Origin of the sequence: Vibrio gangliei, from assembly GCF_026001925.1 — a bacterium.
Lineage (GTDB): Bacteria > Pseudomonadota > Gammaproteobacteria > Enterobacterales > Vibrionaceae > Vibrio > Vibrio gangliei.
On sequence record NZ_AP021869.1, the window covers coordinates 779897 to 792753 of the forward strand.

General features: G+C 43.2%; 14 protein-coding genes. 6 read left to right on the forward strand and 8 right to left on the reverse strand.

Annotated features, from left to right (window positions below; genetic code table 11):
* The first annotated feature begins 65 nt into the window (after positions 1-65).
* Genes Vgang_RS03570 through rlmM form a run of 4 tightly spaced genes read left to right on the forward strand, consistent with a single transcriptional unit; the run spans position 66 to position 3211 of the window.
* Complete coding sequence (locus tag Vgang_RS03570) at positions 66-1001, forward strand: transcriptional regulator GcvA (RefSeq protein WP_105903042.1); 936 nt, start codon at positions 66-68, stop codon at positions 999-1001.
* 44 nt (positions 1002-1045) lie between these two features.
* The gene (locus tag Vgang_RS03575; RefSeq protein WP_105903109.1) at positions 1046-1672 is read left to right on the forward strand and encodes an alpha/beta family hydrolase; all 627 of its coding nucleotides are present in this window, start codon (positions 1046-1048) and stop codon (positions 1670-1672) included.
* Between the two features lie 7 nt (positions 1673-1679).
* Positions 1680-2123: a DUF423 domain-containing protein gene (locus tag Vgang_RS03580; protein WP_105903041.1), complete on the forward strand. Its 444-nt coding sequence runs from the start codon at positions 1680-1682 to the stop codon at positions 2121-2123.
* Positions 2120-3211, forward strand: a complete 1092-nt coding sequence (gene rlmM, locus Vgang_RS03585) for a 23S rRNA (cytidine(2498)-2'-O)-methyltransferase RlmM (protein ID WP_105903040.1) — start codon at positions 2120-2122, stop codon at positions 3209-3211. Before Vgang_RS03580 ends, rlmM begins: the two co-directional genes overlap by 4 nt.
* A gap of 117 nt (positions 3212-3328) precedes the next feature.
* Here the strand turns inward: rlmM and xni are convergent, their stop codons facing one another.
* The 4 genes from xni to queF form a co-directional block, all read right to left on the reverse strand.
* Positions 3329-4108, reverse strand: coding sequence for a flap endonuclease Xni (gene xni, locus Vgang_RS03590; RefSeq protein ID WP_105903039.1), 780 nt, complete (start codon positions 4106-4108; stop codon positions 3329-3331).
* A 110-nt stretch (positions 4109-4218) separates the two neighbouring features.
* Positions 4219-5574: a nucleotide 5'-monophosphate nucleosidase PpnN gene (gene ppnN / locus Vgang_RS03595; protein WP_105903038.1), complete on the reverse strand. Its 1356-nt coding sequence runs from the start codon at positions 5572-5574 to the stop codon at positions 4219-4221.
* Positions 5575-5691: 117 nt separating this feature from the next.
* The gene (locus Vgang_RS03600) at positions 5692-7974 is read right to left on the reverse strand and encodes a tetratricopeptide repeat protein (protein WP_157946035.1); all 2283 of its coding nucleotides are present in this window, start codon (positions 7972-7974) and stop codon (positions 5692-5694) included.
* Positions 7975-8181: 207 nt separating this feature from the next.
* On the reverse strand, positions 8182-9066 hold the full coding sequence (gene queF, locus Vgang_RS03605; RefSeq protein ID WP_105903036.1) for an NADPH-dependent 7-cyano-7-deazaguanine reductase QueF: 885 nt from the start codon (positions 9064-9066) through the stop codon (positions 8182-8184).
* A gap of 91 nt (positions 9067-9157) precedes the next feature.
* Here queF and syd point away from each other — a divergent pair, with 91 nt between their 5' ends.
* Both syd and Vgang_RS03615 read left to right on the forward strand, forming a co-directional pair.
* On the forward strand, positions 9158-9706 hold the full coding sequence (gene syd / locus Vgang_RS03610; protein WP_105903035.1) for a SecY-interacting protein: 549 nt from the start codon (positions 9158-9160) through the stop codon (positions 9704-9706).
* A 6-nt stretch (positions 9707-9712) separates the two neighbouring features.
* On the forward strand, positions 9713-10498 hold the full coding sequence (locus Vgang_RS03615; protein WP_105903034.1) for a Zn-ribbon-containing protein: 786 nt from the start codon (positions 9713-9715) through the stop codon (positions 10496-10498).
* Between the two features lie 148 nt (positions 10499-10646).
* Here Vgang_RS03615 and Vgang_RS03620 read toward each other — a convergent pair whose 3' ends face one another.
* The 4 genes from Vgang_RS03620 to Vgang_RS03635 are packed head-to-tail and all read right to left on the reverse strand — an operon-like array spanning position 10647 to position 12850.
* Positions 10647-11099 (reverse strand): YaiI/YqxD family protein, encoded by a 453-nt coding sequence (locus Vgang_RS03620; RefSeq protein WP_105903033.1) that lies wholly within the window; start codon positions 11097-11099, stop codon positions 10647-10649.
* 1 nt (position 11100) lies between these two features.
* Positions 11101-11382: a hypothetical protein gene (locus tag Vgang_RS03625; RefSeq protein ID WP_105903032.1), complete on the reverse strand. Its 282-nt coding sequence runs from the start codon at positions 11380-11382 to the stop codon at positions 11101-11103.
* A 33-nt stretch (positions 11383-11415) separates the two neighbouring features.
* The gene (locus tag Vgang_RS03630; RefSeq protein WP_105903031.1) at positions 11416-11730 is read right to left on the reverse strand and encodes a DUF3301 domain-containing protein; all 315 of its coding nucleotides are present in this window, start codon (positions 11728-11730) and stop codon (positions 11416-11418) included.
* A 46-nt stretch (positions 11731-11776) separates the two neighbouring features.
* Positions 11777-12850, reverse strand: coding sequence for a DUF3549 family protein (locus Vgang_RS03635; protein ID WP_105903030.1), 1074 nt, complete (start codon positions 12848-12850; stop codon positions 11777-11779).
* Positions 12851-12857: the final 7 nt, after the last annotated feature.

Sequence of the window (12857 nt, forward strand, 5' to 3'; positions counted from 1 at the left end):
ATTATACGCTGTGTTTGCTATCAGTAGCAATTTTGCACATTTTTGGTTAATTAAAGGTTTTAATTATGGCTAGACGCTTACCTCCCCTGAATTCATTGCGAGTCTTTGAAGCGGCGGCTCGATATTTGAGTTTTACCCGCGCCGCTGAAGAGCTTTTTGTCACTCAGGCTGCAGTGAGTCATCAGGTAAAAGCATTAGAAGAGTTTTTAGGTATTAAGTTGTTTCGTCGCCGTAATCGTTCTTTATTGCTGACCGAAGAAGGGCAAAGTTACTTTCTGGATATCAAGGATATTTTTACCGCCATTTCCGATGCCACCGATAAGGTTCTAGAGCGCAGTGAGAAAGGGGCGTTGACCATCAGCTTAACGCCAAGTTTTGCCATTCAATGGCTTGTTCCTCGATTGGCAGATTTTAACCAACAAGAGCCCGATATTGATGTGCGTATTAAAGCGGTCGATATGGATGAAGGCTTGCTTTCTGATGATGTTGATGTGGCGATTTACTATGGCAGAGGTAATTGGCCCGGTGTGCGTGCGGATAAGTTATACGTCGAATGTTTAATTCCAGTGTGTTCACCTCAGTTGCTATTAGGTACCAAACCGCTGAATTGTTTGGCAGACATTAAAAATCACACTTTACTGCATGACAGTTCACGTAAATATTGGAAGCAATTTACCAAAGAGCACAATATTGACGGTGTTAATGTTAACCAAGGCCCTATTTTTAGCCACTCAAGTATGGTGATCCAAGCTGCGATGCACGGACAAGGGATTGCCTTAGTTAATAATGTATTGGCACAGCCTGATCTTGATTCTGGTCGCTTGGTGCAGCCATTTGATGAAGTGTTGATCAGCCAAAATGCCTTTTATGTGGTGTGTGATGCCAAGCAGGCAGATGTCGGTCGAGTCGCGACTTTCCGAGATTGGATGCTGAGCAAAGCGGCAAGTGAACAAGATCAATTGCTCGATCAAGATCAGACTGAAATATCTGTATCGGAATAAAGCAATAAATTAAGACATAAAAGAAGTAAGGAAAGCTTGTGGATATGACTTCTCTATTAGTCGATAGCCCCGAAGATGCTAAGGTTACCGTGTTATTGGCACATGGTGCCGGTGCCGGAATGGAGCATGAGTTTATGGCTCATATTGCAATTGGTTTGGCGAGTAAAAACATTAAAGTAGTTCGGTTTAATTTCCCTTATATGGTGAAGCGAGCACAAGATGGTAAGCGCCGGCCACCAGACAGAGCCCCAAAACTATTAGATGATTTTGAGCAAAAGATCGACAAGTTTGCTAGCCAGACAGAGTATTTATTTTTGGCTGGAAAATCCATGGGTGGACGGATGGCCAGTCATTTAACTGAGAATGACAAAGTATCCGGTGTTATGTGTTTAGGGTTTCCTTTTCACCCACCAGGGAAACCTGAAAATTATAAAGGCGAGCATTTGGCGCACTTGGTCAAACCGACTCTCATCTTGCAAGGTGAGCGTGATACCTTTGGGACGAAACAGGAATGCCAAAGTTTTGAATTTGCCGATTGTGTGCAACTGGAGTTTATTCCAGATGGTGACCATAGCTTTAAACCTCGGGTGAAATCTGGCCATACAGAACAAGGTAACCGAGAGCTTGCGATTAAACGCATGTATCAATTTATTCAAACTCAAATTAAATAGGTGGTTTATGTCAGTTTCACAATGCCGAGGCCAAAAATTGCTCGCCGTGGCGGGACTATCCGGTTTTATTACTGTCGCGCTTGGAGCATTTGCAGCTCATGGGCTATCACACCGCTTACCTGAATATTTATTGTCGGTATTTAAAACCGGTGTTCAGTATCAGGCATGGCATACGCTTGCATTGCTTGTGTGTGGAGTACTGCTCATGATCACGGCTCCTCGTTCAAACCATAAAGTGGAAGAATACAGCTTGAAAGCGCGTAAAGGTCTGGTCTTTGCGGGGATATGCTTTATCATCGGCATCCTTTGTTTTAGCGGCAGCCTCTATGCGCTCGCTTTAACGAGCATCAAATGGTTTGGTCCCATCACGCCACTAGGTGGTGTATTCTTTATGCTGGGCTGGCTCTCTTTTGCCATTTCCGTTTTACGATTAAATAAGGTGACACAGTGAAACACGTACTACTTTACTGCCGTTCAGGTTTTGAAAAAGAATGCGCAGGAGAAATCCAAGATAAAGCCAATGACCTTGAAATTTTTGGCTTTCCACGTGTAAAAAAACAATCGGGTTACGTGTTGTTCGAGTGTTACCAACAAGGCGATGCCGATAAGTTAATCAAGCAAATTGATTTCAAAGCGCTGATTTTTGCTCGTCAAATGATCGCGGTAACAGAAGCGTTGACGGACTTACCCAGTGATGATCGTATTTCACCTATTCTAGAGGCGATTGATGCATTAGAGTCATTCCCGACTTGTGGTGATATTCGAGTGGAAACGCCAGATACTAACGAAGCGAAAGAGTTGCTGAAATTTTGTCGTAAGTTCACTGTGCCACTACGCAGTGCGATGCGCGGTAAAGGCTTTTTGTATGCCAAGGACAATGCTAAAAAACCGGTATTGCATGTGTGTTTCATTGCGCCAGGCAATTGCTTTGTGGGTTACTCTTTAACGCAAAACAATTCGCAGTTTTTCATGGGGATCCCTCGTTTAAAATTCCCAGCCGATGCGCCAAGTCGTTCAACTTTGAAGCTAGAAGAAGCCTTCCATGTCTTTATTCCAAAAGAAGAGTGGGATACGCGTTTAGCGCCAGGTATGTGGGCTGTCGATTTAGGCGCTTGCCCGGGTGGTTGGACGTATCAATTAGTCAAACGTTCTATGTTTGTGCATGCGATTGATAATGGCTTGATGGCAGATTCCTTAATGGAAACGGGTCAAGTGAAACACCATGCGGTTGATGGCTTTAAGTTCGAACCGATGAAGAAGAACGTGACTTGGCTGGTGTGCGATATGATCGAAAAACCGTCTCGCGTCGCGCAATTGATGGGCGAATGGCTGATCCGTGGTTGGGCTAAAGAAGCGATCTTTAACCTTAAACTTCCAATGAAAGGGCGTTATGACGAAGTGCTGGAAGACATTGAAAACTTGAAAATCTTCTTCAAAGAGAATGATATTCCATTCAAACTGCAAGCCAAGCATTTGTACCATGATCGCGAAGAAATCACCGTCCATGTGCAGATTTTGAAGAATATCTCTCCGTACTAAAAGCGGGCGCTGCTCTTCTAGGAGCGCTTCGCTTAGCGTGGCTCGTATCTCGATGGTCCGAGCCACAAATTCAAATTATTCTTTTATCTTTTTCGAGCTTTCGAGCAGCGTAGCGTCCTAGCTACGAGCCCCGCTAACAAACCTTATATCCTGCAAATTAAACCCCAATTCCATATCCGTTTGAAGTGCGGCAATACGTTTGCAGGTTCGGGCGAGTTCAATATGCTCATCCAGTTTTTTACGGTACTTAGGCACTAAATCTTGTGCGGCATACGCGCTTTCAATATCACCGTATTGTTGCAATATTTCTTTGGCAGCTTTAGGGCCAACGCCTGGAACGCCGGGCACTTTACTGGAACTGATACCGACTAATCCCCAGTAATCGGCTAACTGTGCTGGTTTTACGCCAAATTCTTGTTCGATAAAAGGGGCGTCAAGCCAGCGATGTTGGAAGTAATCACGAATTTGTAAGTTTGGCGATAGTAATTGGCAGTAACCTTTATCGGTTGAAATGATGGTTGCCTTTTCGCCTGCGGATGTGACTTTGTAAGCTAACGTAGCCACTAAATCATCGGCTTCATCACCATCAGAAAGCAAAGAGTCTATGCCTAATTCCCACCAAGCGGATTGAATTTTTTCTAGCCCGTGTAGAAGCGCTTCGGGCATCGGTTTGCGGTCGGCTTTATAGCTTGGTAATACTTGGGCGCGCCATCCTCGATCTTGTAAATGATGATCAAATACTGCAATGATATGAGTGGGTTGGGATTCGTTGAGTATTTTATGTAATGTACGGCTGGTGGTTTCAATGGTTCTGTCGATGTCATTCGGATCGGGTTGGGCAGAATGCACTCGACGGATGAGGTTTAATGCATCAATGATCACTAAATGAATCGACATAATGGTTTTATTCCTTATACAAAAAAGCCTCGGCCAGAGCGAAACTCAAAGCCGAGGCTAGTGTAACAAACTTTAAGGCTGTTATTAGCCCTAAAATTTAAGACAAACGGTTAACGCGCGACTCGATAGCAAGGAATGTATTCTGAGCCAGGCAATTTCATACGTTGTTGCTCGACGAAATCATTAAGCAGTTTATCCATTTTTTCCATCAGCTTACGATCACCATCAATAATGAATGGACCGTGTTTTTTGATTTCACGGATGCCTTCTGATTTTACGTTACCCGCTACAATGCCTGAGAAGGCTTTACGTAAATTCGCTGCTAACTTCTCTGCCGGTTGATCCATGTGTAAATCAAGTGCAGCCATAGATTCATGGGTAGGCTCAAACGGTGCTTGGAAATCAGGTGCAATGTGTAATGACCAGTTAAAGCTATAAGCATCCTCATGGGCTTTACGGTGTTCTTTTACTTTTGGCATTGCATCTTTGATGATACGTGCCGCTTTTGCTGGATCGCCAATCACGATTTCATAGTGTTTTTGCGCCTCAGGGCCAAGCGTATCACCAATGAATTCATCGAGCGAGCGGAAGTAGGCTTCGCTCTCTTTCGGGCCAGTTAATACCAATGGTAGTGGCTGGTCGGCGTTATCTGGGTGCATCAATATACCCAAAATGTACAACAGCTCCTCCGCTGTGCCAGGACCGCCAGGGAAGATAATGATCCCATGTCCCATACGAACAAATCCTTCCAGACGTTTTTCAATATCTGGCATGATAATAAGTTCGTTCACAATGGGGTTAGGTGGCTCTGCAGCAATGATAGAGGGCTCAGTTAAGCCAATATACCTTTGGTTCGTGTAGCGCTGTTTCGCGTGTCCGACTGCTGCTCCTTTCATTGGACCTTCCATCGCGCCAGGCCCACAACCAGTACAGATATTCATTTCACGCAAACCAAGCTCATTGCCGACTTCACGCGTGTATTGATATTCAATTGGATTAATTGAATGGCCGCCCCAACACACGACAAGATTTGGATCTATGCCGGTATGTAGGGCTTTGGCATTACGCAAAATACCAAAGACGAGATTGGTAATTTGAGTGGAATCGGTAAGGTGTAAACGTTGACTTTCTGCTAATTGAACATGCAGGAAAACAATGTCACGCAGTACCGAAAACAGGTGAGCTTGAATCCCTTTGATGATAGTACCATCGACAAAAGCATGTGCAGGTGGATCGGTTAACTCTAACTTGATACCACGTTCACGACGCATCACTTCAATTTCAAACGACTCGTTTAAACTAAGGAGTTGCTCTGAATTGTCGGTATGACTGCCTGAATTTAAAACGGCCAATGAGCAGCTGCGATAAAGCTGATATAAATCGCTAGAGGCGGCTTTTTTTAATTTGTTAACTTCTAATTGTGATAATAAATCTAAACTGCCCATTGGGCTTATTTGAGTAATCATGGAATGCTCCTTTTCGCCGTTTATCATTATGTTATTGCGGCTAGGTTATTTCACCTTACACAGATTTTTTATGGCGTGCTATAGAGAGATGCTGAAATTAGTAGTCATAGCAGTGATTTAATCTAAATTTGAGTGGTCATCATTACGTAAGATGGCTTTGGCAAGATCATCATGTTCACCGGACGTGTGAATTTTAATTAACCCTTGCTCGACAGCTTGCTCAAAAGCATGGCGTATATTGTCGCTGGCAAAGCTGGCCGCTGGTGCGTTTTCAATGGCAGACAAATAAACCCAATGGGCAGATTCATCGGGATAGCGGTCGTAAATTCTTCGAGCCAAATAAATAGCCATGAATAAGATATCAATGAGGTCTTTATCATTAATGGCGGTATAAGCACGCGGTAAGAATGGGTACTCAGCCACGCCCATTTTGAAATGCTTATCCATCGTAATTTCGAGCTCAAAGTCGTCAATCCAGTGTTTTATCTTTTTAAAAAAGTGCTCCGGAGAGGCTTGGCTATCTGACTTAGGTTCAATATACAAAAACATACCATCGGAAAAATGGTACAAACGAGCCGGCTTAGAGACAAGTGGCTTCATATATTCACCAAACTCTTTTTCAATACGCAGCCCTGCTTGATAGCCAAGTTTTAGATAAATATTGCGTAAAAAAGGCAAGTCAAACATCACGAAACTTAATCGGTCACTTAAAGGCTCGTGGATTAATTCGCCTAGTCGCCATTGTTCAAATACAGCATTACTACGCTCTAGCGATTTAGGTAACTTACTGTTAAGCAATTTTAGATTTTGTAATCCGGAGCGAGGGTGAGTATACAAATCGATGGTTTGCTTTTGGACTTCATCACGCATTTTTTGATTTCGGTAACCGCGATGAACCACAAGGCACAACAATAAGAAAGACACTAACATAGCGACCACTGTGGCACGCTGATATTTAGAATATTGTGCATTCAGATAAATGAGTTTGTCTTCTAAACCCGCGTAATGGAGCGATTTTTCGATGATGTCTTTTTGCTGGCGAAATACTTCCTCATTGACGGCATTAAAACGTTCTTGTTGGTTTTGCCATAAGTGTAAGTATTTTTGCTGTGCTTGCAGCGCTTGTTGGTAGTCCTTATTTTGCTGATAGGCTTCTGACATGATTTGATAAGCCTGCATTTCAAGAGGCTTATTTTGTAATTCTTGAGCAATATTGAGTGCTTGTTTACTGCTCGCAATGGCTTGTTTCGGATTATTTTGAGGAAGGGCGAGAGAGGCTTGCAGCAGCAAGATTTCTGCTTTCATATCATCATGCGTGGCGTGTTTCACCAGGGCTTGAGCATGCTCTAAGTAGATTTCAGCATGGGTGAAATCAAAGAGCTTTAAATAGGTATTAGCGATATCAATGCGCAATTGGATTATGTGGTCAATATTGGCACCACTCGATTCGTTGTCTAATACATTCAAGTAGTTCACTAATGCTAAGTTGTACTTGCCTTGCTTGAAGTATGTATCAGCCATTAATTTTACTGTCGCTGACAGTGGTGCGGAGCCTGGATAATTATCATAAAAATCGGCGGCTTCGGTGGCATGTTCTAACGCTTTGTCGAGTACATGGCGGGCAAAAAATAGACGAGACAACAGAAGGTTGGTTCTCGCTAATTCAATGCTGTCGCTTTCTTTGATTGCAAGCCAGTAAGTAGTGAGTAATTCGGTTAATGAATCATCGTACTCGTTTTGGGATAAGTAATATTCACCCAGCCGCAAATGGTAATCGATAGTTAAATGAGTCGATTTATTATTATTGAGGTAGTTCAACGCTTGTTGGAAGTCAGTTTGCGCTTTAACTTCATCGCCTAAAAACGCATTAATTTCCGCTTGTAACATGTAGACTTGATACAGCGTTTCTTGTTTCCAATTATTGTTGATGCCTTTTTGTTGAGCCTGATTAATGATGTCAGTCAACATTGGCAATACGCTTTTAGGATCTCGATCTAAGCGCCATAGCAACTCAGCCCGAACCAATTTGGTACTGAGCTGAGGCTGAATAATTTGATATTGTTGAGAGAGGGTTTCAGCTTCTTTGAGCGTCACAAATGCTAAATGCTTGGAGTCTAATTCAAAATAAGCATTGGCCATGATTTGTAAGGCTTCAACCGAGGTGGACGGTGTTCGAATGGTTTTTTCGCTGCCGTCACGAGAAATGGTGTAATCCTGGCTCTTGGTCGACACCAGTTTACGCTTCGCCATAAATTGCTTCGTAATATCGAGAGATTGCTCCGGGTTGATGGTCAGCAGTTTACTGGCTTCGTTTAGGAGCGGAGAGCTATAGACTTTGGCTTGCAGCGCGGTGCTGAACAACAGCATAAAAGCGAAACATGTCCAAAATGTCTTTTTCATTATTCAATTACTCTACTTTGCGAAGGTGGCGTCTCAAGTTGGCATTTTAGCATTATTACTATGCCTTGTTGAAATAAACAGGCTGCTGATAAAGGGGATTAGGCGGAAAATTTTGCTGACTTCTACCTATCATCTCGAGATTGATAGGCTAGATAAATAATACCTAACCCGAACCATTTGTCGTATCCCTAGTTAAGTCATGGATGGCTATTGGCGAGCCATTCTCGCCAGGCTAAGAGGGCGGGTCTCATGCGTTGAGCGGAATGGGTTGATGTCTAAACCACCACGACGAGTATAGCGCGCGTAAACGCTGAGCTTTTCTGGCTGACAATACTTCATGATGTCACAGAAGATGCGCTCAACACATTGCTCGTGAAATTCATTATGTTCGCGGAAAGAGACCAAATAACGAAGTAGGGCTTCTTGATTGATTTGGTTTCCCGTGTAATTGATTTCAACGCTGCCCCAGTCTGGCTGATTGGTGATCAAACAGTTAGATTTCAACAAGTGACTATGTAAGCACTCACTTACACTATCGGTGCTGGTGGCATTTTCTAGGTAGCTTTCGTCAAATTGGTAATTGGCAATATCAATATCTTGATCATCAATGCATTCGCCTTGCATATTCACGATAGGTTGCTGGTTGTAATCACTTAACGCATGTAACACGACCTCAACGTCACCACCCGCACATTGAGATAAATCTCGAACGATGGTTTGCTGCACTTGTTGCCAGCTTTCAAAGCGAGTTTGGTTAAAGCTATTGAGATAGAGTTTGAATGATTTTGACTCAATCAGATTAGGGCTAGTCACGGGCAAAATGACATCACCAATCGCAACTTGTGGTAAGCCTTTTGGGTTAAGCCAGGAGAGTTCGTATAATGTCCAGATATCACCACCGACGAACGGCAAGTTTTGCTCATCCGTTAAACCGAGATCATTACGATTTAAGCTGCGTGGTACGGGTTGCAATAGGCTAGGATCATAGTCATGACGATATTCTGTCGTTTGACCTAATGTTAATCCTTGCAATTCTTCTGCATTAGCATATTTTGTCTGCGTTGCGAGAGGCGTGGTGTGTTCTGTAGACATAACGGGTCTCATTATTGAATTCGTTTAAACGATTTTAAATCGAGCGCAAATAGTACTGAATAGCATCTTCACTGTCATCATGGAGCCTTCAATGAATCACAATATTGCACAAGCATTGGCTGTTTTAACCACAGAATTTGTGGATAACTGGCAAGCTGCATATCAAAGTCTTCCTATTGCTAACGAAATGGAAGGGTTGCCATCGCCTTGTGTGCAATCAAGCTCAAATAGTCAAAATATCGAATGGCTACCCCAAGAACGTGATGATATTGCCGATTTCAGTTCGTTAGAGAGAGGCATTGAGCTACTGATTCATCCTGATGTCAAAGCTTTTTATGGTTCACAGTATAGCGCCGATATTACCGCTTCATGGCAAGGTAAGCCATTTACGTTATTACAAGTCTGGAGCGATGATGACTTCGTTCGCTTGCAAGAAAATATTTTAGGTCATTTGGTGACTCAGCGACGCCTCAAACTCAAGCCGACGATTTTTATCGGCACCACTGACGCTGAGCTAGACGTGATTTCCATTTGTAATATTACAGGCGAAGTGATTTTAGAGCGTCTAGGTACGGATAAACGTGATGTGCTGAGTTCTAATGTTGAGCAATTTTTATTGCAATGCAAAGCTGAGGTTTAAGTTTAGATGTACGTTGTTGAATTACGATTTGAATGTTTTGATAACACCACTGTTGAAGCGGTTGAAAAGTCGATTAATGGTTTATTAGATGCGTTGCGTTACAACGGACAAATTCTTGGTCGTGAGTTTCCGATCATTATTGGTGAGGGGGAGTTTCGTGCTCGTTTGATTTGCCCTGAAGCCGACAGCTTGCATGCCGATTACCATTCTGATTACGTGAAAGTGTGTTTGCAGCGTTTGACAGAAGCCAAAGTATTAGCGCCTAAAGTGAAGGTGCTTGGGCAGGATTTGAATTCTGAGCAAACCGTTGCGTTTGATGAACAAAACAAACCGAGTTGGCAGGTGTTGTATACCACGTATGTGCATTCGTGCTCACCATTACGTTGTGGCGATACCTTTAGACCGATCCCTTTATACCATTACCCACCCACGTTAAATGGCGATCATAAAGCGATAGTGAAATGGCAAACGGAATGGCAAGCCTGCGATGAACTGCAAATGGCGGGGGCGTGCCAAGCAGAACATGCTGCATTAAGAGAAATTGCCCAAGTTGATAGTGATTTATTTCGACGCGGCTGGGATTTGCGTGGCCGTTTGGAGTACATGACCAAAATACCGACCTATTACTATCTTTACCGCGTCGGTGGTGAAAGTTTGCAAGCAGAACAGAATCGACCATGTCCACGTTGTGGTGATGATTGGAAGCTTGATGAGCCACTGCATGATATTTTTTACTTCAAGTGCGATGAGTGCCGAATCGTGTCGAATTTGTCTTGGGATTATTTGAAATAGGTCGCTTCGCTGCTAGGTCGCTTCGCTTATTTATCTTTCATGAGTGCTTTTGCTTTTATCTTTTTCGAGAAACGAGAAACGAGAAACGAGAAACGAGAAACGAGAAACGAGAAACGAGAAACGAGAAACGAGAAGCGCAGCGTCCGAGCTACGAGTTCCCTCTTTTCGCCAATATCCTATCCAAATGATTAGCAAACTCTCGCTTATCGGTTTGGGATAATTGTGCCGGGCCACCACTTTGTACGCCGCTTGAACGCATGGTGTCCATAAAATCTCGAATGTTTAAACGCGCTTTAATGGTGTCTTTGGTATACAGTTCACCGCGAGAGCTTAACGCTTGACCGCCTTTGGTGATGACTTCATCGGCTAAAGGAACATCTGAAGTGATCACTAAATCGCCGGCTTCTACTCTGCGAACAATTTCGTTATCGGCAATATCAAAGCCACTTTCAACTTGCACACTATGAATATTATTGCGTTTGGGCACTGGCACTAAATGATTAGCGATAAACGTGGTGGTAATTCCGGTACGTTCTGCGGCGCGACAAATCGTCTCACGGATGGTTTTCGGACACGCATCGGCATCCACCCAAATCTTCATGTTATTTCCTTTCTAATAGCTCTAAGCGAGCCGTTAATGCTTGCACTTGTTTTTCCAATTCTACAATTCGCTCTTCCGCACTGCGAAGCGTTTCTTGTGCAGCGACTTCGACATTTGGCACTCGATGAGAGGCTTTCCAGGATTTAATCGTGGTGATTATCGCAGGCATAGGTACCGGAATCGACAAACGCGCTTTTACTAGTGCAACGGTCGGTTCTTTACCTTCTGCTTGAAGTGTTGAAAGAACACGTTGTAATTCTTCTGTCACGTTTTGTGTTTGCATCGTGATATTCCTTTAAAAATCTTCAGGGCTTACTTAATAACTATTCTCGACTAAACGATAAGGAGGAAGCATAAATTTTGCGGCTTTAAATCCAATCATGATCATTCTGCCTTGGTAATAATCATCACCACGGGCAGAAAACTCGAACTGATAAACCGAATGAAACCGAAAACGACCATCAGGCAACTGAAACCGATAACGAAAAAAGGACACCGAAAGCACTTGTAAATCTAAGTGTTCACAATGTCTTTTCACCGCTTGATAGGCCAATTCCGACTGCCTTCTTTGCTGCCAAAACAAGAAGGCAATGAAAGCAACCGCGAGAATCATCAGTAAATCCGTAACCATCTTTTGTGTTTATTCCTTTCACAATGTTGAGTTCAGGTGAATGATGTTATTGCCCAGATTTGGTTTGTTGTTGTAAGGCATATAACGCATTCGCCAGTTCCGGGCTTGGTGTATGGCTAAGCAAGGGTAAAAAGGTAAAGCGTAAGTCTGGGATCATCACCAAATCCGCAAACAGTTGATTGAATAGGTTTTGATTCTTCGTTTGTGCTAAACGTAGCAAGAATTTGCCCGCTCTGGCTTCGGTATTTAATTGCGCCCAACAACGACCTGCAATGGCAATTAACACTTCGGTATGGCTTAATTCTGGTTTGGCTAAAATCGTTTCAAGCACGGGTTCTAGGTAGTCAGAGTGAGCGCCAGATAACGCACGTACATAGGCTGAAATTAAGAATAAATCAGGCTGTGATAGTTGGCATTCTTGTTTTGTCAGTTCCGCTAAGCGCTCGGCTAGTTTATCAGTCAATGTGACATGCTCTAATGCACCAAGCAAAGCATAAAGCGCAGGTTGTGCATTTGGCTCGGCGGCCATATTGGTTAACGCTTTGCGAATTAACACCCCATTTTGTTCACTGTTGAGGCGACTACAAATATCGGTAATGCCTTGTAGCCCAACGGTTTGCCAATGACTCCAACCTAAGTCGCCACTAAAATAGTGTTGAGCATGTTCATAATATTGGCTGGTGGGTAAACCTAAATCGGCACGGATCAAGCTATGAAACACCGCCATCTTGTCGTCATTAGGTTTAAACGTATAAGGATTATTAGCAAGGTGTTGTTGTTGCTCTTCGGTGAGCTCTTGGCTAAGAAGCGCACCGCTTGATTTGACGGAAAATGCCTCAGTGACATATTTTAAGAAATTACCGATATCGGTTTGATTGAGCAAACCACGCTCATCTAGGGGGAATTTTAAGAACCAAATCCAAGGTTGATGTTTATCATTCCAATAAGCCACCGCTAAATTGGCATGACGCTGTAATGGATAAGGATAAGGTTTTTGCCCCATTTCTACTTGTTTAAATTCTTTATTATCGATGGCTTGAATGCGACGCCCTAAGTCGAAAATTTTAAACTGGCACTGACTTTGTTCTAATAGTTGGCTTAGGTTATGGATGGCATTCATAAAAATT

Excerpts from the sequence above, each read along its gene's own strand:
- ppnN (WP_105903038.1), bottom strand. The coding sequence starts at position 5,574 with ATGATTACTCAAATAAGCCCAATGGGCAGTTTAGATTTATTATCACAA.
- Vgang_RS03570 (WP_105903042.1), top strand. The coding sequence starts at position 66 with ATGGCTAGACGCTTACCTCCCCTGAATTCATTGCGAGTCTTTGAAGCG.
- Vgang_RS03575 (WP_105903109.1), top strand. The coding sequence starts at position 1,046 with ATGACTTCTCTATTAGTCGATAGCCCCGAAGATGCTAAGGTTACCGTG.
- Vgang_RS03625 (WP_105903032.1), bottom strand. The coding sequence starts at position 11,382 with ATGCAAACACAAAACGTGACAGAAGAATTACAACGTGTTCTTTCAACA.
- syd (WP_105903035.1), top strand. The coding sequence starts at position 9,158 with ATGAATCACAATATTGCACAAGCATTGGCTGTTTTAACCACAGAATTT.
- Vgang_RS03635 (WP_105903030.1), bottom strand. The coding sequence starts at position 12,850 with ATGAATGCCATCCATAACCTAAGCCAACTATTAGAACAAAGTCAGTGC.
- Vgang_RS03600 (WP_157946035.1), bottom strand. The coding sequence starts at position 7,974 with ATGAAAAAGACATTTTGGACATGTTTCGCTTTTATGCTGTTGTTCAGC.
- Vgang_RS03580 (WP_105903041.1), top strand. The coding sequence starts at position 1,680 with ATGTCAGTTTCACAATGCCGAGGCCAAAAATTGCTCGCCGTGGCGGGA.
- Vgang_RS03620 (WP_105903033.1), bottom strand. The coding sequence starts at position 11,099 with ATGAAGATTTGGGTGGATGCCGATGCGTGTCCGAAAACCATCCGTGAG.
- Vgang_RS03630 (WP_105903031.1), bottom strand. The coding sequence starts at position 11,730 with ATGGTTACGGATTTACTGATGATTCTCGCGGTTGCTTTCATTGCCTTC.
- Vgang_RS03615 (WP_105903034.1), top strand. The coding sequence starts at position 9,713 with ATGTACGTTGTTGAATTACGATTTGAATGTTTTGATAACACCACTGTT.
- xni (WP_105903039.1), bottom strand. The coding sequence starts at position 4,108 with ATGTCGATTCATTTAGTGATCATTGATGCATTAAACCTCATCCGTCGA.
- queF (WP_105903036.1), bottom strand. The coding sequence starts at position 9,066 with ATGTCTACAGAACACACCACGCCTCTCGCAACGCAGACAAAATATGCT.